The organism is Massilimicrobiota sp. An134, assembly GCF_002160815.1.
GTDB classification, from domain to species: domain Bacteria; phylum Bacillota_I; class Bacilli_A; order Erysipelotrichales; family Coprobacillaceae; genus Allocoprobacillus; species Allocoprobacillus merdigallinarum.
Genome location: NZ_NFLH01000030.1, coordinates 1 through 21,266, shown reverse-complemented (window position 1 = coordinate 21,266; position 21,266 = coordinate 1). Strand labels below are relative to the sequence as shown.

Below are 21,266 nucleotides of genomic sequence, written 5' to 3'. Positions count from 1 at the left end.
TATTATTTATCCATGGATGACATCATGACAACGAGGACATAATTCGCCTTCCATTTCTGATTCTTCAAAATAATTCCAACATCTTGGACATTGAACACCTTTAAATTTTTCACTATGAATATAAGCTGTGTCATATTCTTCAAGATTTGTAGAATCATTGACTAACTGAACTTTAGCAACAATAAACAGCTGTTTTAAAACATCTGCTAATTTGTCCATATCTTGATATGAATCTTTTAAGCAAATAGTCACTTTTGCTTCCATATTAGATTTAATTTCTTTAGCATTTCTTAATTCTTCTAAAGATTTTAAGACATCTTTTCTTAATAATAAGAAACGATCATAATATTCTTTAATTACTTCTTCATTGTCTACTGGAAGCAATTCAGGTTTTGCTTCTAAGAAAATAGATTCAGCTTTATTTTCATCACAATGGAAATGATCATGTAATTCTTCACTTGTAAAGACAAGAATTGGTGATAATAATTTCATCATTGTTTTTGCATAATAATATAACACTGTTTGAACCTGTCTTCTTCTTAAGCTATCGGCTTTTTCAATATAAAGAATATCTTTTGTAAAGTCCATATAGAAAGCACTTAAAGTGTTTGTAAAGCAATTTAAAATTAATTGATTTGCTTCAGCAAAATCATATTGATTAAAGGCTTCTTCATAACCTTTCATTAACTGATTTAATTCAACAAGCATGTATTGATCAACACCTTCAAGTTTTGAGATTTCAATCAAATCACTTGCTTTAAAATCAGAAAGATTCCCTAAAACAAAACGCATTGTGTTTCTAATCTTACGATAATTTTCAGCAACTTGCTTCATAATATCATTAGAAATACGAACATCAGATTGATATGCAACTGAAGTTGCCCATAATCTTAAGATATCTGCACCATATTGATTGACAAGTTTAATTGGATCAACAGTATTTCCTAATGATTTAGACATTTTATTTCCTTTACCATCTAAAACAAAGCCATGTGATAAAACTGTCTTATAAGGCGCTTTATCATAAACTGCAGTTCCAATAATCAATGATGAGTTGAACCATCCACGATACTGATCACTACCTTCAAAGTATAAATCAACTGGATAACGATATCCTCTTTCTCTCATGCATCCTGTATGAGAAGATCCTGAATCAAACCATACATCCATGATATCTTTTTCTTTTTTAAAGATACCATTTGGTGAATGTTCATTTGTATATCCTTCAGGTAACAAGAATTTTTCATCTTTTTCAAACCAGATATTAGAACCATACTGTCTAAATAAATCAGAAATATGTTTGAAAACTTCTTCTTCCATAATTGGTGTCCCATCTTCACAATAAATAATAGGAATTGGAACTCCCCAGCTTCTTTGACGAGAAATACACCAGTCACCACGATCTTTAATCATGTTGTAGATTCTAATATGACCCCATTCATTTAACCATTCGACATGATCAATTTCATCTAATAATTTTTCTCTAATCTTATCAATTGAACAGAACCATTGGTCAGTTGCTCTAAAGATAATTGGTTTTTTTGTACGCCAGTCATGAGGATAACTATGTGTAATGAATTCAAGCTTTAATAACACTCCTAATTCATCAAGTTTTAAAGTGACTGTTTTATTAGCATCATCAACATATTGACCAGCTAACCATTCACCACAGTCTTCCATCATGCAACCGTGTTCATCAACATTACAATAAATATCTAAACCATATTTTTGACCAACAATAAAGTCATCCATACCAAATCCAGGAGCAGTATGAACACATCCTGTACCAGCTTCAGCAGTAACGTGATCTCCTAAGATAACTAATGATTCACGATCATATAATGGATGTTGACAAGTAATCATTTCTAATTCTTGTCCCTTAAATGTTTTTAAAATCTGTTTTTCTTTTAATTCAAATTTTTCCCATAAAGAATCAACAAGTTCTTCTAAAACAATTAATTTTCCTTTCTCACTTTGAACAAGTGCATACGTATAATCCGCATTTAAACAAATCGCAAGGTTTGCTGGAATTGTCCAAGGTGTTGTTGTCCAAATCACAAAACTTGTATCTGTATCTAAAATACCTTTTCCATCTTTAACCTGGAATTTCACAAAAATAGTTGGACTTTTCACATCATGATATTCAACTTCAGCTTCTGCTAAAGCTGATTCACTTGATGGTGACCAATAGACTGGTTTTAATCCTTTATAAATTAAACCATCCATCGCCATCTTTGCGAAAACATCAATTTGATTGGCTTCAAATTCTGGTAATAATGTTAAATATGGGTGGTCATAATCAGCAAATGTTCCAACACGGATACATTGTTCTTTTTGAATTTCAACTTGTTTTAATGCATATTCATAACATTTTTTTCTAAATTCTGCTGTACTTAATTCTTTACGATTGACACCTAATTTTTGAATAGCATTTTCAATTGGTAAACCATGTGTATCCCATCCAGGAATATATGGTGTATACAATCCCTGCATGTTTTTATAACGACAAATCACATCTTTAATAATTTTGTTTAACATATGTCCAGTATGCATATTTCCATTTGCATATGGTGGACCATCATGGAAAACAAAATCATCATGTCCTTGATTTTGTTCAATGACTTTTTCATACATATGCGTTTCTTGCCATCTTTGAACGTAACCTGGCTCCTTTTTAGGAAGATTTCCACGCATTTCAAAATCTGTTTTAGGCATTAATAATGTGTCTTTGTAATTCATTGTATTCCTTCCTTTCTCAAATAAAAAAACGTCCTGTTAAAGGACGTGATGACGCGGTACCACCTTTATTCATATCATAAAGATATGCTCTCTATATCTTAACGCGATGAACGTCTTATCCTACTTGATTTCAGATAAGCTACTCTTAGGCTGATTCATTATAAGTTCCCCTTATTTGCTTTTCACCAACTGCAAACTCTCTGTAAGTTTTCCTTATAAACTGTCCTTGTCATTGTATTTGTTTTCTTGTTCTTCTTTAATTAAACTGAAAATTTCAGATTTGTCAATAGTTTCTAGCATTTCTTCGCTCATTTTTACAACATTTGCTCTAAAATCAATAGCTTCCTGTTTAAACGTATCCATATCCTTTGACAAACCACGCACATATTCCATTGATTCTTTAAGAATCATATTGGCATTTCTTTTGGCTTTTTCAATCAATTCACTTGCTTCTTTTAAAGCCAAACGCGCAATTTCTTCGTTAGTTTTCTCATGTACAGATATTTGTTTTGTAAGTAAAGTGTTTTGTTCTTTTAATTCAGTCATTTCTTCTTCCATTGACTGAATCCTTTCCTTTTGTTTTTCAATTTCCTGTTTTAATTCACCAATACGATCATTGACTTCAGCAATGTTATAACCACGAAATTGCTTATCAAATTGTTCCAATCCTTCCACCTCACTTATAAAAGTATCCACTTACAACATAATTTCCCTGTCTTGTTTGCTTATTTTCATCCACAATTTTAACACGTCCATGATGTTTGAAAGATACCATATCACTATTATGACACAAATAACTCACTTCTTCAACAATTTTATAATTGACTTTGACATGCCCATTACGAATAGCTTCACTAGCTAAAGCACGTGGTACTTTAAACATCGTTGATACCACTTTATCCAAACGCATACTCGATAAAATAAAAGAACGAGATGTATAGTCATGTACAATTTCAATATCTTCATGACATTCTTGAAGCTTTATTTTTGATTTTTTTATTTGTTTTAATGTTTGGATAATATAAGGATAAGTTTGTTTTGTACAAGCAAAAAAACAACGCTCTCTATCAAAAATATCACCAACACACTCCCTTTTTATACCCAAATTCATTAAAGCTCCTAAAATATCCTTGTGCTGAATGCGTCCAAATTGCTGGCGATATATGACTTCAACCAATTGAATTTCAAAGTCAGACTTTTCAATTTCATAAAAATCTGGACAAATAATCATACGCTGATTTTCAGCATTTGTAAAACCACCATAACTTAAGACTTTCAGTTCTTTACCGATAACACTTCTTACTATCTCCTGTTCATGAGGATTATAGAAAGGTGTTAATACCATTCTTTGATGATGCAGTGCCTGAAATTGATAATCTAAAATTTTCTTAACAAAAACTTCGTCGCCTTTAAAATGTTCTAACATCATTCAAAAAGAAAGTATTAGCAAGTTTTTCACTTACTAATACTTGTTTATTCATCAGTTTCAGAATCATCCATTGTAATATTGCCAGAAACGCCAATATTCTTAGGAGTACATAAGAAAATTTTAGGTCCGATTTGTTGAATATCTCCTTCAATTGCAAAAATAACACCACTTAAGAAATCAATAACACGTTTAGATTGTTCTTTCTGTAAACGATGCAAATTCACAACTGCAGCTCTTTTTTGTTTTAAATACGTTGCAATTTCCTGAGTTTCACTATATGCACGTGGTTCAAATAAAATCAAATGACTATCTTTATTTGCACTTAATGCTTTCATAGCATCAGTTGTTTTTGTAGATTTTGCTTTTTCAAATAAACTTGTTGATTTTACATTTTCTTCTTCAGTATCTATTTCTTCATTTTCATAAACGTCATCATCATCTTCTTCAAAAAACCATTTTTTTACTTTTTCTCCGTATCCCATGAGGTAACCTCCTTACAATCTTTATATAATTATACCATATAATGTGTATGAAAAAAAGAGGAAAATACGGGAAATATCACCTTCTTCATACCATTTATTGACATTCAACATGTACCAAAATAACATCTTCACCAATGGTAATAATATGTTGAATAGGTATAACCAAAGCTGGTGGTCCTTTAAAAAAACATATGAATTTAAATGCTGAAAAACGTTCAACAATTAAAGCCTGTATACATTGACAACAAGGATCAATTTCCAAATCAACAACATAACCAATCTTACAACCTGATGAGGCATCAATGACATCTTTACTTTGTAAAGTTAAAAAGCGCATTTTATCACCACTTTAATATATGCTTTTATCCTATCATATATTTCTTTAAATGTGATAAAGCCTGTTTTTCAATACGAGAAACTTGTGCTTGAGAAATCATTAAATCTTTAGCAATTTCACTCTGTGTTAAACCTTGAAAATAACGTTCATGAATGATTTGCATTTCTTTTTGATCTAAATGATGCATGGCTTTTTGTAAATCTATTGTCTTTTGAATCTCTTCCATATGACTATGGTTATCTGGTATCTGACTTTCTAAATCAATGGGTCCATTGCCATCATTTTGGACTTCCTGTGATAATGATGTCACACTGTGAGTAGAAGACAATGCTTCAACTAACGTATATTCATCAACATTTAAACGTTGAGATAATTCTTTTATAGATGCTTCTCGATTATATTTTTTCATATATTCTTCATTAACCAAAAGCGCTTTATAAGCAACATCTCGTAACGATCTTGGTATTCGCATAGGAGAATTTTCTCTTAAATAACGTTTCATCTCACCTTGTATAAGCGGAACAGCATATGTTGAAAAACGAACTTCTAAATTCGTATTAAAATGATCTATGGCCTTCATTAAACCAATTACTCCAACTTGAAATAAATCATCTAAATTATTCACTCTTTGTTGGTATTTTTGAACAAGTGATAAAACAAGTTTTAAATTAGAGAGAACCAATTTTTCTTTTATACAGGAATCATGATTTTGATGATATGTTTTCAATAATTCTATTGTTTGTTGATGAGATAATTTTTCATAATTTTCAATATTTGTTCCATTCAGTTCTACTTTATATTTTGACATGGATTCAACTCCTCATATCAGAGTTTCACCATTTTATTTGACATTATTCATCATCTTTCAATTTATTTCTTAATTTTCTAATAATTTTCTTTTCAAGTCTAGATATATATGATTGTGAAATACCTAATATTTCTGCCACATCCTTTTGTGTTAATTCCTCATGACCAATCAAACCATAACGCATCATAAGAATCTGTTGTTCTCTTGGATTTAAATAATGTAAAGCATGATAAAATTTTTCTTTTTGATCATTATGTTCTATTTCATCTTGTACAATGTCTTTGTCCGTACCAATGATATCAGATAATAATAATTCATTACCATCATAGTCAACATTCAATGGTTCATCTAAAGAGATTTCTTGTCTGAGTTTATTATTTTTTCTTAAGAACATTAAAATTTCATTTTCAATACAACGTGATGCATAAGTTGCTAATTTAATGTTTTTATCCATATTAAAAGTATTCACTGCTTTGACTAACCCAATCGTTCCAATACTAATTAAATCTTCTATGCTACCATTTTGCATAGAATCATATTTTTTAGCCACATAGACAACGAGCCTTAAATTATGTTCAATTAATAAATCCTTTGCTTTTTCATCACCATTTTGTAATTTCAATAAAGCTTCTTTTTCTTCTTTACCTTTTAATGGTGCTTTTAAAACATCATGTCTACCAATATAGAAAAGTGATTTTCTTTTTAATACCCATTCCTTCAATAATAATAAGATCATAATAATCCTCCCATTAACTGTTGATTTAAAATGCAATCATACTGATTCGATGATATAATTCCAGCATAAACATCGTGTAATGTTTGATAATGAATTGTAATATCAGGCAATAAAATTAAATCAATTTTTTCCTGCTGACTCGCAGTTTCAATCCAAATATTATCAATAACAGTATAGTCACCGGCAAATCTTTGATTGATAAAAATAACTGGATAACCATGATATGTGACCTGATTACCATTATCAATAAAACCATAACATTGGTGTCCTTGAAAACAGACTTTAACCATTTGCTGATGAATACGATGACGGCATAAATCTATATAGAAATAGCTAATCAAAATAACTAAAACTGCAATAATCATGATATATCGTATATGATAGCCTTCCATCAATAAAACACCTTGAAAAATAATAGACGATGGTAATAACCATTGAACAAATGATAATATTGAAAAGTATATAAAAAGATATACAGGATAATATATATAGACAGACCGTTTAAAATAAAAAAATGTCAATATAAAATCATATAAAAGAATAAACCCAGTAAATAAATCAATAAATAAAAAAACAAATGAAATATTGTAAGTCAAAACATATAGACATAATCTTTTCTTAGTTATGCGTATATTTAACAAAAAAGATAATATTTCAAAACTCAGTAATATTAATAAAGCATTCATAAAATACGTAATTTCTATATAGACATTCATTTTTTCCACCCTCTTTCATTATAGAGAAATGGAATTAAAAATGATGTCAAAAAAAGATTGAAAGTACTCTCACTTTCAATCTTTCATTTTGACTATTCACTTGCCATAACATCCAAACGATGACGACGTTTCATAGCGTCTTTTTCACATTTATCCATTAATCCTTCAGCATGTTCTGGATTGACTTTAGATAATTGTGCAAATCTGTTTTCACTTAATAAGAAATCTTTGAATTTTGTGAAATCAGGTTCTTTAGAATCTAACTGTAATGGATTCTTTCCTTGTTCTTCTAAACGAGGATCATATCTTAATAAGTTGAAGTATCCACATTCAACAGCATGTTTTTGTTGTTGTTGATGATTTGCAAGACCACCTTTAATACCATGTTCCATACATGGAGAATAAGCAATAATTAATGATGGTCCATCATAAGCTTCAGCTTCTTTGAATGCTTTAATTGTTTGCATTGGATTAGCTCCCATAGCCACTTGTGCTACATAAACATGTCCATATGCCATAGCAATCTGTGCTAAATCTTTCTTGGCTACTGTTTTACCACCAGCAGTGAATTTAGCGATAGAACCAGCTTGTGAAGATTTTGAAGATTGTCCACCAGTATTTGAATAAACTTCTGTATCAAGAACTAAGATATTAACATTTTGATTATTAGCGATAACATGATCTAATCCACCATAACCGATGTCATAAGCCCATCCATCTCCACCAATAATCCATTGAGATTTAGTGACAAGTTCACCTTTCATATCTAATAATTCTTTGATACCTTCACATTTTGAAGCTTCTACTAAAGATACTAATTGATCATAAAGTTTTCTTTCTTCAACTCTTTGACCTTTGACATTTGCATATTGTTCTAATACAGTTTGAAGTTCAGGTTCACATTCAGCTTTATTTGCTTCAATGATTTCTAAGATACGTTTAGCCATATAATTTTCAGCTAATTTCATACCAAATCCATATTCAGCATTATCTTCAAATAATGAGTTAGCCCATGCAGGTCCTTGTCCATTTTCATCAATTGTACAAGGTGTTGATGGTGTAGAACCACTATAAATTGAACTACATCCAGTTGCATTTGCAATTCTCATATCAGCTCCAAATAATTGAGAAGCCAAACGATAATAAGGTGTTTCACCACATCCACCACAAGCACCAGATACTTCAAAGTATGGACGCATAAATCCAACACCTTTAACTGTTGTTGTTGGATAACGATCAGCTTTATATGTCACTTTTGAATAAATATGATCAGCTAAAGAAGCATGTGGTAATTCTTCTTTTACTGGCACCATAGATAAAGCTTTCTTTCCAGCTTTACCTGGACATTCAGTCACACATAATCCACAACCAACACAGTTATCTGGAGAAACTTGAATACGATAAACCAATCCATCTACATTTCTACCAATTGGTTTTAAAACATCATTTGAAATATCTTCTGGCATAGCTTTCATTTCATCTTCATCAATTAAGAAAGCACGAATTGTTGCATGAGGACATACCATAACACAGTTATTACATTGGATACAGTTTTCTTTTTCCCAACGTGGTACATCAATAGCAATCGCACGTTTTTCTTTAATAGCAATACCAGATTTCATTGAACCATCTAATTTATCCATAAATGCAGAAACAGGTAAATCATAACCATCTAAGGCATTGATTGGTGCAACGAAATTATCAAAGTAATCATCACCAGTTCTTGCTCTTGTAGCAGTAACTGTTAAATCAGACCAGCTTGCATCAACAGGAACTTCAACAATAGCATCTTTTCCTGCATCAATAGCTTTGTAGTTCATTTCTACAACAGCATCACCTTTTTTACCATATGTTTTCTTAGCCATTGCTTTCATATATTCAACAGCTTTATCAACTGGTAAAATTTGTGGGTTTAAAGCAAAGAATGCAGATTGAAGAATTGTATTTGTATGTCTTCCCATACCAATTTCACTAGCAATCTTTGTTGCATTAATGATATAGAATTTAGCATTTTTATCAGCTAATTGTTTCTTTAATTTATTTGGTAAATAATCAACAATTTCTTTTTCATCAAATTCTGTATTTAATAAGAATGTTCCACCATTCTTTAAGTTTTTCAACATATCATATTTCAATACATAGTTATCTAATGAACATGAAATAAAATCAGCATTATTGACATAATATGTTGCACGAATTGGTGTATGACCAAATCTTAAGTTAGAACGTGTAGCTCCACCAGCTTTTTTACTATCATAAGCAAAGTAAGCCTGTGAATATAAATCGGTATGATCTCCAATAATTTTAATTGAAGATTTATTAGCAGATACTGTACCATCTGATCCTAAACCATAGAATAAGCATGAAGTATAATCAGCATTAACATGGAAATCAGGGTCTTCTTTTAATGATAAATGAGTTACATCATCATTAATACCAATAGTGAAAGATGTAAATGGATCTTCATCTAATAAATGATCATATACAGCTTTGATTTGACCAGGTGTTGTATCTTTAGATCCCATACCATAACGTCCACCAATAACTTTGATGTTTGTATCTTTTAATACAGAGCATACATCTAAGTATAATGGTTCTCCAGTTGCTCCCATTTCTTTTGTACGATCTAAAACAGCAACTTTTTCAACAGTATTTGGTAAAACTTTTAATAGATATTTTGGTGAGAATGGACGATATAAATGAACTTTAATCAATCCAACACGTTCACCACGTTTATTCATTTCATCAATTGTTTCTTTAATTGTTTCAGTTACAGAACCCATTGCAATGATCACACGTGATGCATCGCTTGCTCCATAATATGTAAATGGCGCATATTCACGTCCAGTAATTTCTGAAATCTTTTTCATGTAATCAGCAACAATTTCAACAACAGCTTCATAATGTTTATTTTGTGCTTCTCTACCTTGGAAATAGATATCATCATTTTCAGCACCACCACGTTCAATTGGATTTGTATGTGGATTTAATGCATTTTCTTTAAATTTCTTTAATGCCTCTTTATCTAACAAGCTTTCTAAAACATCATAATCCATAACTTCTACTTTTTGAATTTCATGAGAAGTTCTAAATCCATCAAAGAAGTGAATAACAGGAACGCTTGCCTTAATTGCAGTTAAATGAGCAATTCCTCCTAAATCCATAACTTCTTGAACGCTATGAGAACAAATCATAGGCGCACCAACTTGACGACATGCATATATATCCTGATGATCACCAAAAATATTTAATGAACGTGTTGCTAAAGCTCTCGCAGCAACATGGAATACACCAGGCAATAATTCACCTTGAATTTTATACAAGTTTGGTATCATCAATAATAGACCTTGAGATGCCGTAAATGTAGTTGCTAACGCACCACCTTGCAATGCTCCATGTACAGCTCCAGCAGCTCCAGCTTCTGACTGCATTTCGATAACATTAACTGCTGATCCAAAAATATTTTTCTTTCCTTGAGCAGCCCATGTTTCCGCATTTTCAGCCATTGGAGAAGATGGTGTAATTGGATAAATACTTGCAACTTCACTAAATGCATAAGCGACATGTGCAGCAGCAGTATTTCCATCCATTGATAAATACTTTTTAGACATAATTCTCTTTCCTCCTATATCATATAGTATACTCTTTTCAATAAGAAATTTCCACATGAAAAATTTATTTTCATCATAAAGAATCGAAAATTTTAATATTTTTGATTTCTCAAAAAATACACTTTTTTTATAATATAAAAAATGATAGAATAATGTCGAAAAATGAAAGGAGTTACTCATGAAAAAAAGAAACTGTTTTATTGGTCAATCGGGAGGCCCAACCGTTGCGATTAATGCATCTTTGGCAGGAATTATTCATGAATGTATCAAAAGCCAAAAATTCGACCATGTTTATGGGATGGTCAATGGAATTATGGGATTGTTAGAAAGCCGCTATATGGATTTGGGAGAGTTATTTAATGATTCACAAGCTTTAGAACAATTAAAACATTCTCCTGCTATGTATCTTGGTTCGTGTCGTTATAAACTACCCAATTATCAGGATGATCCTCAAACTTATGAAAGATTATTCCATACTTTTGAACAATTACATATCACAGATTTTTATTATATTGGTGGTAATGATTCTATGGATACAGTTGCAAAACTATCAGCTTATGCCAAGTCTATTCATTCCCCTATTTGTTTTATTGGTATTCCTAAAACAATTGATAATGATTTAATGGGAACTGACCATACTCCTGGTTTTGGTTCAGCTGCTAAATATGTTGCAACTTCTATGTTAGAAATTGCTTATGACAGTTCAATTTATAAATTAAATGCTGTTACAATTGTTGAAATTATGGGGCGTAATGCTGGATGGTTAACTGCTGCCAGTGCGCTAGCAAGAACGCAATGCAATGAAGCACCTGACCTTATCTATTTGCCTGAAGTTCCGTTTTCAACGCAAAAATTCTTAGATGATATTCGTAAAGTTTTTCGTCATAAAAAGAATATTATTATTGCTGTCAGTGAAGGAATTAAAAATGAAAATGGAGAATATTTAGATGCTGATTCTAAATATACAAAACGTGATGCTTTTGGACATGTTTTGCATTCTGGAACTGGTAAAGTCCTAGAATCATTAGTTTATCAGGAATTCAAATGTAAAGTGCGTAGTATCGAATTAAATGTCCTACAAAGATGTGCTATGCATATTGCTTCAAAAGTTGATTTAGAAGAATCATTTCAAATTGGACAAGCGGCTGTTCAAACATCAATGGAAGGAAACAGTGGTGTTATGATGACTTTCCAACGTGTTCAAAATCAGCCTTATCAAGTTGAATACACCTATAAGGATGTTCTCAAAATTGCCAATTTAGAACAACGTATTCCTGTTGAATGGATCAATGATGAACATAATGATATCACTCAAGAACTTTATGACTATTTAATTCCATTGATTCAAGGCGAAGTTGCGATTACATATGAAAATGGTATTCCATGTTATAGTGATATAACACATTTACGTTATAAATAAAACATAAAAAAGAGATTTCACATCAAGTGAATCCCCCTTATTTGGACATTCAAATAAGGAGGTTCATTTCATAAAATCTCTTTTTATTTATTTCCAAAAATATATTGGAAAATAAATCTCTGATACCATTTCAATGATTGACTATATTGATAAATCCATTGTTGATAACAGCGAAGGAATTGAAGCCATTCTTCATCACTTATTTCATGAGAAGAATATTTAGCTTTATAAGCAAGATTCTTTAACTCTTCATCATCAACATTATGCCAAGAAGATAATTTCCTTATTTTTCTATAATAAGTTAAAACTTTCTGATTGTTATTCATACGTCTTGTTTTGATCATCATCAAATGTGTTGTCAAATAATGATAAATAAAAATGAATATAAAGATTCCAAATAATCCAGCAATAATCCATATATTTTGATGAGATGATCTTGTTGTAACATCTAAATCTACAGGTGTATCCTGTATTGTATCTTCTTCAGGCTGTGTTGTTGGCACATCACTCGTATTTGCAGTCTGCTGATTTTGACTTGCTATATCATCAAGAACATCACTGATTTCTTCGATATTTCCTGCAGGTGTCATTTCATAAGGAATCCAACCCTTCATATTTTCATAAACTTCTATCCAGGCATGCGAACGATATTGAGGAATTTTAGCTTCACCATTATGAAAATCACTTTCTAGCATTGTATACCCTCTTACAAAGCGTGTTGGAATACCTAACTCCCTTAACAACAAAGCTCCAGCAGTCGCAAAATGAGTACAACTTCCTTTATGATTTTCAAACAGAAAGTATTCAACAAAATCTTTATCAAAAGGTAATGTTCCTGCATTCAAATCATATTCTGCTTGCTTAGCTAAAAGTTCCTGCACCTGTTGGACTGTTGATGCAATATCAAAATCATATGGATATTCAATATCATTTTCATATAATAAACGCGATAATTGTTGTTCTAATTCATCTGGAACATCTAAATAATGTTGATACACATAATCTTCATATTCTTCATCATACTGTTCAGAAATAAAATAGCTATTTTCATCTAGTCCTAATTGAGGATCTTCTTCATAAAGATATAAAACATCCAATGAATCAGAAGTACTTTCTATATATGAATCAAAAAGAACTGGATACTCTTGAACATTATCAATAAAATAGTATGGTACAAATTGAAAATCATATTGACGTTGTGGTAGAATTTCAACACTTTGAAAAGATGGTAAATAATTCAACATTAAAAAATCGCTATACATAGTTAAAGACTGACTATTATCATAATTTTCCGTAACCTCATGCCATTCATTATCACTGTAATTGGCAAGCGAATAAGCTCTCAAATAAGAAGAAAAAGGAATATCTGATTGTACTGTTAAAGCCAATCCATTAGTAAGTTGCACATTGCCTGTAGGTAAAGAACCATCAATATCACGACTCATACCCGTTTGTGTAGCTATTCCTAAAGGATTTCCCTTTCCGTTAGCAATCCAATCAATCATTTGTGATAAAACCGATGATGATTCTTGTTGAAACAAAGGATTTCCCTCTAAATAAGTAGATGCAGTTACAGACATTATACATAATAATATAATAATCACAATCTTTAAGGTATATTGTTTTTGCTGATATTTTAAAGCCACTGTAAATAATAATGCATAACAGATAAAGATAATAAAGCAATAACTCTCTTGAGAAGAAAGTTCATGTTTGATAAATACTGGAAACATAAAGAGAAAAATTAAACTGATGATTTTAATTAACGAAAAATGCATTGTACATACAGTTGACACAATCAAATAGATAACTGGCAACCCAATTATGAATATAATAACTTGATAAAACATATCTCGACTATATAATTCTAAAGGAAGTAATTCATCAAATTTTAAGAAATAATCAAATTCAATAACAGATTGAAGATTATTGAGAAAATAATGACACTCACTTTGAAATAATATAATCAATACTAATAATAAAATGATAAAAATGAATACACATGGTTTTTGAGGCATTGTCTGATATTTAATAAAATAAAGGTAAAATCCTATTCCTATCACGCCTAAAAGAATAATACTTATATATGTGTTTTCAGGAAAATATAAAGAATGATCATAATTTCCTATCAAACCCATACATCCTAAAATAATCATGAAAACATTAATGATATGGATGATGTATTGTTGAAAAAAGGAGTTAAGTGTTTTTTTCATAAATGATACACCTCCAGATTCTGTCCCTTTATTTGATAAAAAGAACGTGACATGAAAGATTGATCTAAAGTTTTGATAGGATTTTTCATCATCCATCGAATGGTAGTTGCAAGATTATCAACAGAATGTATAGATTGCACATGCATATTTTGCACATCACATGAAGTTACAATTTCAAAAGCAATATTCTCTTTTAATAAAGAAATACATAAAGAATAAAAATAATCAAACTGTAAATCATAGAATGTATTGTTTTCTTTATATTCTATCGCAAGAGTAAGATTTTCGTGAACAGGTTGGCTTCCCACCTTAACAAAAAACTCTTGAAACTTTGATGACATATTCCAATGAATATGCTTAAGTTCATCACCTTCACGATATGTTCTAATCTCAAAAATTTCACTATAATCATCACCTTTTTGATCTGTCAAATAATTTTCTCCTTGTTCATCCAATTGATGAACCTGATGAACAGATACATCTATAAGATGGTAATGTGGCATTACATCAAATGAATTTTGTAAGGATACAGTTTTTGAAAAAGAAAAACATTGTAATAAATCAAAACATTTTATTTTCTGAACCTGAATCGTATAATGACCACAATGAGGACAAGGAATCTCTACATCTACTTGCTGATCATGAAGACATACGCTTTTTTCAACTACAATTTGAGAAAAAACATCTATCATTTGATATTCAATTATAATCTGACCACATGGGATAGGTGTAACACTTTGACGGCAAAAACTCAGATTAATGGTTTCCTCACGCAAACAATATGCTTGTTGCATTTTTATTGAGATTGTTGATTTTCGCATTGGGATAATACTAAACAATAGGCATATACATATTAAACAAAAAGCCATCAAAAACAATAAAAATGAAAAATACCCTGAAACAAAACGCCATAATCCATATAAAAAAGCAAGAAAACAAAAATATTTTAATAAGTTTTTCATACTTTTAATTGAGGTTCTCCAACTGATTCTAAGATTTCATCTACAATCTGATATGAAGAGACTTTGTTCATTTTAGCTTCATATGTCAGTATGAAACGATGAGCCAAAACCATTGGTGCAACATATTGGACATCTTGTGGAATCACATAATCACGGTCATTTAAAAATGCATAGGCTTTAGCCGTTTTCATGATAGCTAAAGAACCACGTGGTGATACACCTTGTTCAATTTGAGAATGTGAACGTGTTGCAGTAATGATTTGCATGATATAATGATAAATATCATCATGAACATATATCTGATCAATCATCTTTTGATATTGCAGTATCATCTCAGGCGATAAAACTGATTGTATATCATCTAAAGGATTAGATTTTTGACGTTGTTTCATCATTTCTATTTCCTCTTCAAATTGAGGATAACCTAAACTTAATCGACTCATAAAACGATCCATTTGAGAATCAGGCAATAGTTGCGTTCCAGCAGAGCCAAAAGGGTTCTGTGTAGCAATGACACAAAATGGCTGAGGTAATATATATGTTTTTCCATCTACAGTCATTTGTCCTTCTTCCATTAACTCTAATAAAGCTGCCTGTGTTTTACTAGATGTACGATTCATTTCATCTGCTAATAAAAGATGACAAAAAGCAATTCCTTCTTTATATTCAAATTGCTGTGTCTGTGGATTATACATCGTAAATCCAACGATATCACTTGGCATAATATCTGGTGTTAATTGAATACGGTGATAATCTAGCTGTAAACTTTTTGATAATGCTAATGCTAGATTTGTTTTTCCAACACCAGGAATGTCCTCAAGCAAAATATGTCCCCTAGAAAGTAAAGTAACCAATATTTGAATAATAACCTCATCTTTCCCAATAACAGCTTTTTTGATTTCATTGACTGTTTGTTTCATTTCTTGATTCATATCTTTTCACCTCATTCTATCTTTTCTTTAGTATAACAGATATAAAATTATTTCAAAATAAATAATAAAAAAAGAAATCTATTTTTCATAAATTTCTTTTTGATATCCAATAATAATTTTTTCACCATCAATAAGCAATGGACGCTTGATTAACATACCATTTTGAGATAATAACAATGCTGCTTCATCTTCATTCATATCATTTATTTTATCTTTTAAATTCATTTCACGATAAAGTTTTCCAGATGTATTAAAAAATGGTTTGATTCCTTTTCCATTTTGACGTATCCAACACAGTAATTCTTCTTGAGTCGGTGTTTCATTGACAATATCTCGTAATGTCACATCTATTTCCTGTTCTTTAAGCTTTTTTAAAGCTTTTAAACATGTACTACAACGTGGATAATATATAAATTCCATTTATGCCACCTCCATTAATGATAAAGCAACTCTTTTTTTCTTCAAATCAACATCATATACATATACATCTAAAATATCTCCAACATGACATACATCTAAAGCATGTTTCACTTTATGAGATGACATTTTAGAAATATGTATTAAACCATCATTTTTTAATCCAATATCAACAAAGGCACCAAAATCAACAACATTTCTCACAACTCCCTGTAATTTCATTCCTTTTTTCAAATCTTCAATTTTTAAAACATCTTTTCGTAAAATAGGAACATTATATTCATCACGAGGAGAGCGATGTGGAGATATAAAAGCTTCTATTAAATCTTCAGCCAAATAAGAATCTAAGTGTAAATCTTCTTGAATCTGCTGAATAGATACTTGTTCAATCACATCTTTTGCATGTTTTGTACCAATATCATTTTTTTGTAAATGAAGATATTCTAAAAGATGATTCGCATCATTATAATTATCTGGATGAATACTCGTTTCATCTAATTTCTCATTACCAGATAGAATTCTTAAAAATCCAACAGCCAATTCATATGTTTTTTCTCCAAGTTTTTTTACATTTTTAATTTGTTCACGAGATGTAAATTTACCATTTTCTTCACGATATTTCACAATATTTTTAGCTGTAGACATTGATAAACCAGATACATATTGTAGTAATGAAGGAGACGCTGTATTAATATTGACTCCTACCTGATTGACAACTTTTTCTACCACAAAATCTAACTGTTCTGTTAATTTCTTTTGATTCATATCATGTTGATATTGACCAACTGAAATAGCCTTTGGCTCAATTTTAACAAGTTCTGCTAAAGGATCTTGTAAACGTCTGGCAATAGAAACAGCTGACCTTTCTTCTACCTGATAATCTGGAAATTCTTCCTTAGCAATTGTACTTGCAGAATAAACGCTAGCTCCCGCTTCAGACACGATGACATATTGTACATCTAGATTATATTTCTTAATAAACTGTGCTATAAAGCTTTCTGTTTCGCGACTGGCAGTTCCATTTCCAATAGCAATAATTTCAATTTGGTATTTTTGAATCATAGACAGTAATATTTTTTCATCCTTAGTGTAATCATCTTTAGGTATAGTAATGAAAACTTTATGAATATCTAACACTTTACCAGTTGGATCAATAGCCGCTAATTTGCATCCTGTTCTAAAAGCCGGATCAACCCCTAATACATATTTATCTTTCATTGGTGCCTGTAATAAAAGATTTTCCAAATTTACTGAAAAAACATTTAATGCCTGTTCCTGTGCTTTTTCTGTTAATTCATTACGAACTTCTCTTTCTACAGATGGGAAAATCAAACGTTTAAATGCATCTTTAACAGTATCTTCAATAAAGGTATCTAGCGACGATTCACGTCTACGCATAACACCATTATAAATATATTGAATAAAGCGATCTGTATCAATATCAATAGAAACCGTTAATACCTTTTCTTTTTCAGCACGATTAATGGCAAGAATTCGATGTGATGCAATATACTGAACCCTTTCCTGATAATCATAATACATTTCGTAAATCCCATCTTCTTGATCAGGATTTTTCTTTTTGACATGAGAAGAGATCATACCTGTCTTATAAATCATATCTTTTGTATATTTTCGATAACGTGGTTCATCACTTATTTGTTCTGCAATAATATCTTTGGCTCCATGAATAGCCTCTTCAATAGTTAATACTTGCTCATTTAAATATTTTTGGGCTTCTTTTTCCAAATCGAAAGTTCTAGGTAATTTTAAAATCGATTGAGCCAATGGCTCTAATCCTTTTGCCTTAGCAATAGATGCCTTAGTTTTCTTTTTCTCTTTAAATGGTCTATAAAAATCTTCAACTTCACTTAATTTAGAAGCATTTAAAATATTATGTTTTAATTCTTCAGTCAATAAACCTTTTTCATCAATTAAACGAATAACATCATCTTTTCGTTCCTGAAGATTGACCTGATATTCATATACTTTTGAAATTTCTCTAATTTGTTCTTCATTTAATCCACCTGTTTTTTCTTTACGATAACGTGCTATAAAAGGAACAGTAGCTCCTTCTTCTAATAAAGATAAAACATTTTGAATTTGTTGTTCTTGAATGGATAATTCTTCAGCCATTTTTTGTATAATTTCTTGATTCATAAAAATCCTCCAATAATAAAAAAACACATTGATAAACAATGCTCAATCAATTGGTGCATCTGATGAGACTCGAACTCACACGGATTAAATCCACTACCGCCTGAAGATAGCGTGTCTACCAATTCCACCACAGATGCGTAAAACAAAAATGGTGCAGGCGATGAGATTTGAACTCACACGGAAATACTTCCACTACCCCCTCAAGATAGCGTGTCTACCATTCCACCACGCCTGCAATTAGCGTTTATATTATAACAAAAATCATATTTCTATGCAATAAGGAATAGAGAATTCACTCTATTCCTTAATCAAATCATAAATAGCTTTTGCATAGATAGCTGTTGCCTTCATTAAATCATCAATAGAAATTTCTTCATTATTTTGATGAATCTTATTATCACTATCTGGGAATTCAATACCAAAAGCAACACAATTAGGCATTGTTTTTGCATATGTGCCACCACCTATAGCCTGTGGTTGATGATTATGATCACCTGTAAATTCAACATAAGCATTATGCAACTTTTGAATCAATTCACTTTGAGGATCTATATATAAAGCTTTTCCTAAATGATGTGTTTCTTTTAATCCATAAATGTTAAGACATTTTTGCATTTTTGCTGTCAACTGTTCATCTGTCACTTCATGAGGAACACGCATGTCTATAATCATATTAACATGTCCATTCTTGTAATTGATAACCCCTAAATTCACTGTTAATGGACCCATTAATCCCGTATAAGCAATACCTAATTTTTCCCCATAACAATCATTATAAAAATATTGATCAATAAATTGAACTAATTGATTTTGTGATATAGTTGATAAATAATGACACATATATACAGCCCCATTAATTCCTAATTCTGGTGTAGAGGCATGAGCAGATTTTCCAATCAATACAAGTTTTGTATGATTTCCTTCTTCTTCAACATATCCATCTAATTGGTGAGCAGATAAATATTCAGCAAATGATTCTCTATATTGTTTATATGAACCTGTTAAATAAGCTTCACAAACTTCTGGAACAATATTTGCTCTATTTCCAGAATAAAGTCCTATTAAATTATCATTTTCAATTTCACCAATTATTTTAAAATTAACACCTGCTTTTTCTCCATAGACAACAGGAAATTCTGCATCTGGTGTAAACCCCATTGAAGGATAAGGTTTCTTTGTAAAATAATATTGCATACATTTTGAACCATTTTCTTCATTACATCCAAAAATCACTCTTGTTTTCATTTTTACAGGTAAATTTAATTCATGAATAATTTTAGCAGCATAGTATGCGGCAATGAGTGGTCCTTTATCATCAGCTACTCCTCGCCCATATAACTTTCCATTTTTTAAAGTTGCTGCATATGGTTCACTGTTCCATCCACTCTCATTGCAAGGCACAACATCCAAATGTCCTAAAATACCAAAAGTTTCTTCTCCCTCTCCTATATCAATATGTCCTGCATAACCATCAACATTTTCACAAACAAATCCATCTCTCTCACCTATTTCTAACATAGCATCTAACGCATCACGACATGTTTTTCCAAATGGTTGTCCTTCGTTAGCTGTTGTTTCATCTAAAATAGATGGTATTTCACATAATGTCTGTATATCTTCTATCATTTTATCTTTTCTTTTATAGACTTCTTCTAAAAAATCAATCATTTTAAAATCACCTCTCAATTATTATAGCAAACATTTTTAATAAAACGATACTTTTTGTAAAAAAAATGATATGATATATAAAATGGAGGGAATAAACATATGGAAAATATCAGATTTCATATTACCGTCAAAGCTATTGTCATTTATCATCAAAAAATCCTGATTCTCAAAAGAGTACGTCCTTCTAGTGATGGACTTGGTTTTTGGGAACTTCCTGGAGGTGGATTAGAATATGGTGAAACACCACATCAGGCTCTTATTAGAGAATTAAAAGAAGAAACAAATTTAGATGTGAGAATCATTAAACCTGTGTATACTTTTACAGCCGTTCGACCTGACTATCAAACCGTTGGTATTGGCTTTTTAGCTATTCCAACCAATGATCATGTTCAAATCTCTCATGAACACACTGAATATCGTTTTGTCTCTAGTGACGAACTACTTAATTATGTTGATCAGAAAATCTATGATGACATTATTACAACACTTAAAGAATATGAATCAATGAATATCGAAGAATAGAGTAGAGGGAAGAAATTAATCTTCGCCCCTCTCATTGCACTTATCCCGAATTATTGATTATCCCGAAAAACAGGTTTTTCCAATGAAAAATCAAGTAAAATTCGGGATAATTTT

The 21,266-nt window shown here is 30.8% G+C and carries 17 protein-coding genes, 2 tRNA genes and 1 other annotated feature; of the genes, 2 read left to right on the top strand and 17 right to left on the bottom strand.

Annotated elements, in window-relative coordinates; translation table 11 throughout:
- Positions 1-6: 6 nt before the first annotated feature.
- The 9 genes from ileS to nifJ all read right to left on the bottom strand — a co-directional run bounded on the left by ileS (position 7) and on the right by nifJ (position 10,858).
- Complete coding sequence (gene ileS / locus B5E79_RS10635) at positions 7-2,739, bottom strand: isoleucine--tRNA ligase (RefSeq protein WP_087298010.1); 2,733 nt, start codon at positions 2,737-2,739, stop codon at positions 7-9.
- 36 nt (positions 2,740-2,775) lie between these two features.
- Positions 2,776-2,981, bottom strand: a binding site (T-box leader).
- Positions 2,953-3,405 (bottom strand): DivIVA domain-containing protein, encoded by a 453-nt coding sequence (locus B5E79_RS10630; RefSeq protein ID WP_087245105.1) that lies wholly within the window; start codon positions 3,403-3,405, stop codon positions 2,953-2,955. It overlaps the preceding feature by 29 nt.
- Before the next feature lie 10 nt (positions 3,406-3,415).
- Positions 3,416-4,165, bottom strand: coding sequence for a YlmH family RNA-binding protein (locus B5E79_RS10625; protein ID WP_087298018.1), 750 nt, complete (start codon positions 4,163-4,165; stop codon positions 3,416-3,418).
- Positions 4,166-4,212: 47 nt separating this feature from the next.
- The gene (locus B5E79_RS10620) at positions 4,213-4,650 is read right to left on the bottom strand and encodes a cell division protein SepF (RefSeq protein WP_087298009.1); all 438 of its coding nucleotides are present in this window, start codon (positions 4,648-4,650) and stop codon (positions 4,213-4,215) included.
- 94 nt (positions 4,651-4,744) lie between these two features.
- On the bottom strand, positions 4,745-4,987 hold the full coding sequence (locus B5E79_RS10615; RefSeq protein WP_087245108.1) for a YlmC/YmxH family sporulation protein: 243 nt from the start codon (positions 4,985-4,987) through the stop codon (positions 4,745-4,747).
- Between the two features lie 25 nt (positions 4,988-5,012).
- Entirely contained in the window at positions 5,013-5,795 is a 783-nt protein-coding gene (locus tag B5E79_RS10610) for a sigma-70 family RNA polymerase sigma factor (protein ID WP_087298008.1), read from the bottom strand.
- A 43-nt stretch (positions 5,796-5,838) separates the two neighbouring features.
- A complete protein-coding gene (gene sigK / locus B5E79_RS10605) occupies positions 5,839-6,531 on the bottom strand; it encodes an RNA polymerase sporulation sigma factor SigK (RefSeq protein ID WP_087245110.1) in 693 nt (230 codons plus the stop codon).
- On the bottom strand, positions 6,528-6,923 hold the full coding sequence (locus B5E79_RS13845; protein WP_241147489.1) for a hypothetical protein: 396 nt from the start codon (positions 6,921-6,923) through the stop codon (positions 6,528-6,530). The genes sigK and B5E79_RS13845 overlap by 4 nt, the downstream gene beginning before the upstream one ends.
- 416 nt (positions 6,924-7,339) lie before the next feature.
- Positions 7,340-10,858 carry a pyruvate:ferredoxin (flavodoxin) oxidoreductase gene (gene nifJ / locus B5E79_RS10595; RefSeq protein ID WP_087245112.1) on the bottom strand — a complete coding sequence of 1,173 codons (3,519 nt, stop codon included), beginning with the start codon at positions 10,856-10,858 and terminating at the stop codon, positions 7,340-7,342.
- Between the two features lie 178 nt (positions 10,859-11,036).
- Here nifJ and B5E79_RS10590 point away from each other — a divergent pair, with 178 nt between their 5' ends.
- Positions 11,037-12,278 (top strand): 6-phosphofructokinase, encoded by a 1,242-nt coding sequence (locus B5E79_RS10590; protein ID WP_087298006.1) that lies wholly within the window; start codon positions 11,037-11,039, stop codon positions 12,276-12,278.
- 83 nt (positions 12,279-12,361) lie between these two features.
- Here the strand turns inward: B5E79_RS10590 and B5E79_RS10585 are convergent, their stop codons facing one another.
- The 8 genes from B5E79_RS10585 to pepV form a co-directional block, all read right to left on the bottom strand.
- Positions 12,362-14,494: a transglutaminase-like domain-containing protein gene (locus tag B5E79_RS10585; RefSeq protein ID WP_158095497.1), complete on the bottom strand. Its 2,133-nt coding sequence runs from the start codon at positions 14,492-14,494 to the stop codon at positions 12,362-12,364.
- Entirely contained in the window at positions 14,491-15,333 is an 843-nt protein-coding gene (locus tag B5E79_RS10580; RefSeq protein ID WP_158095496.1) for a DUF58 domain-containing protein, read from the bottom strand. The genes B5E79_RS10585 and B5E79_RS10580 overlap by 4 nt, the downstream gene beginning before the upstream one ends.
- Positions 15,334-15,452: 119 nt before the next feature.
- Positions 15,453-16,388 (bottom strand): AAA family ATPase, encoded by a 936-nt coding sequence (locus B5E79_RS10575; protein WP_087298003.1) that lies wholly within the window; start codon positions 16,386-16,388, stop codon positions 15,453-15,455.
- Positions 16,389-16,466: 78 nt separating this feature from the next.
- Positions 16,467-16,808: an arsenate reductase family protein gene (locus tag B5E79_RS10570; protein ID WP_087298002.1), complete on the bottom strand. Its 342-nt coding sequence runs from the start codon at positions 16,806-16,808 to the stop codon at positions 16,467-16,469.
- Positions 16,809-18,962: a Tex family protein gene (locus tag B5E79_RS10565; RefSeq protein WP_087245118.1), complete on the bottom strand. Its 2,154-nt coding sequence runs from the start codon at positions 18,960-18,962 to the stop codon at positions 16,809-16,811.
- Between the two features lie 51 nt (positions 18,963-19,013).
- Positions 19,014-19,099 (bottom strand) — tRNA-Leu (locus B5E79_RS10560).
- A gap of 12 nt (positions 19,100-19,111) precedes the next feature.
- Positions 19,112-19,197: transfer RNA gene (locus tag B5E79_RS10555), tRNA-Leu, on the bottom strand.
- 62 nt (positions 19,198-19,259) lie between these two features.
- Positions 19,260-20,630 (bottom strand): dipeptidase PepV, encoded by a 1,371-nt coding sequence (gene pepV, locus B5E79_RS10550; protein ID WP_087298001.1) that lies wholly within the window; start codon positions 20,628-20,630, stop codon positions 19,260-19,262.
- 99 nt (positions 20,631-20,729) lie between these two features.
- On the opposite strand from pepV, the gene B5E79_RS10545 reads away from it, so the two are divergent.
- Positions 20,730-21,152 (top strand): NUDIX hydrolase, encoded by a 423-nt coding sequence (locus B5E79_RS10545; RefSeq protein ID WP_087298000.1) that lies wholly within the window; start codon positions 20,730-20,732, stop codon positions 21,150-21,152.
- Positions 21,153-21,266: the final 114 nt, after the last annotated feature.

What these genes read in the sequence shown, in the direction of transcription:
- ileS (WP_087298010.1), bottom strand. Translation starts at nt 2,739, where the DNA reads ATGAATTACAAAGACACATTATTAATGCCTAAAACAGATTTTGAAATG.
- B5E79_RS10625 (WP_087298018.1), bottom strand. Translation starts at nt 4,165, where the DNA reads ATGTTAGAACATTTTAAAGGCGACGAAGTTTTTGTTAAGAAAATTTTA.
- B5E79_RS10620 (WP_087298009.1), bottom strand. Translation starts at nt 4,650, where the DNA reads ATGGGATACGGAGAAAAAGTAAAAAAATGGTTTTTTGAAGAAGATGAT.
- B5E79_RS10615 (WP_087245108.1), bottom strand. Translation starts at nt 4,987, where the DNA reads ATGCGCTTTTTAACTTTACAAAGTAAAGATGTCATTGATGCCTCATCA.
- B5E79_RS10610 (WP_087298008.1), bottom strand. Translation starts at nt 5,795, where the DNA reads ATGTCAAAATATAAAGTAGAACTGAATGGAACAAATATTGAAAATTAT.
- sigK (WP_087245110.1), bottom strand. Translation starts at nt 6,531, where the DNA reads ATGATCTTATTATTATTGAAGGAATGGGTATTAAAAAGAAAATCACTT.
- B5E79_RS13845 (WP_241147489.1), bottom strand. Translation starts at nt 6,923, where the DNA reads ATGGAAGGCTATCATATACGATATATCATGATTATTGCAGTTTTAGTT.
- nifJ (WP_087245112.1), bottom strand. Translation starts at nt 10,858, where the DNA reads ATGTCTAAAAAGTATTTATCAATGGATGGAAATACTGCTGCTGCACAT.
- B5E79_RS10590 (WP_087298006.1), top strand. Translation starts at nt 11,037, where the DNA reads ATGAAAAAAAGAAACTGTTTTATTGGTCAATCGGGAGGCCCAACCGTT.
- B5E79_RS10585 (WP_158095497.1), bottom strand. Translation starts at nt 14,494, where the DNA reads ATGAAAAAAACACTTAACTCCTTTTTTCAACAATACATCATCCATATC.
- B5E79_RS10575 (WP_087298003.1), bottom strand. Translation starts at nt 16,388, where the DNA reads ATGAATCAAGAAATGAAACAAACAGTCAATGAAATCAAAAAAGCTGTT.
- B5E79_RS10570 (WP_087298002.1), bottom strand. Translation starts at nt 16,808, where the DNA reads ATGGAATTTATATATTATCCACGTTGTAGTACATGTTTAAAAGCTTTA.
- B5E79_RS10565 (WP_087245118.1), bottom strand. Translation starts at nt 18,962, where the DNA reads ATGAATCAAGAAATTATACAAAAAATGGCTGAAGAATTATCCATTCAA.
- pepV (WP_087298001.1), bottom strand. Translation starts at nt 20,630, where the DNA reads ATGATTGATTTTTTAGAAGAAGTCTATAAAAGAAAAGATAAAATGATA.
- B5E79_RS10545 (WP_087298000.1), top strand. Translation starts at nt 20,730, where the DNA reads ATGGAAAATATCAGATTTCATATTACCGTCAAAGCTATTGTCATTTAT.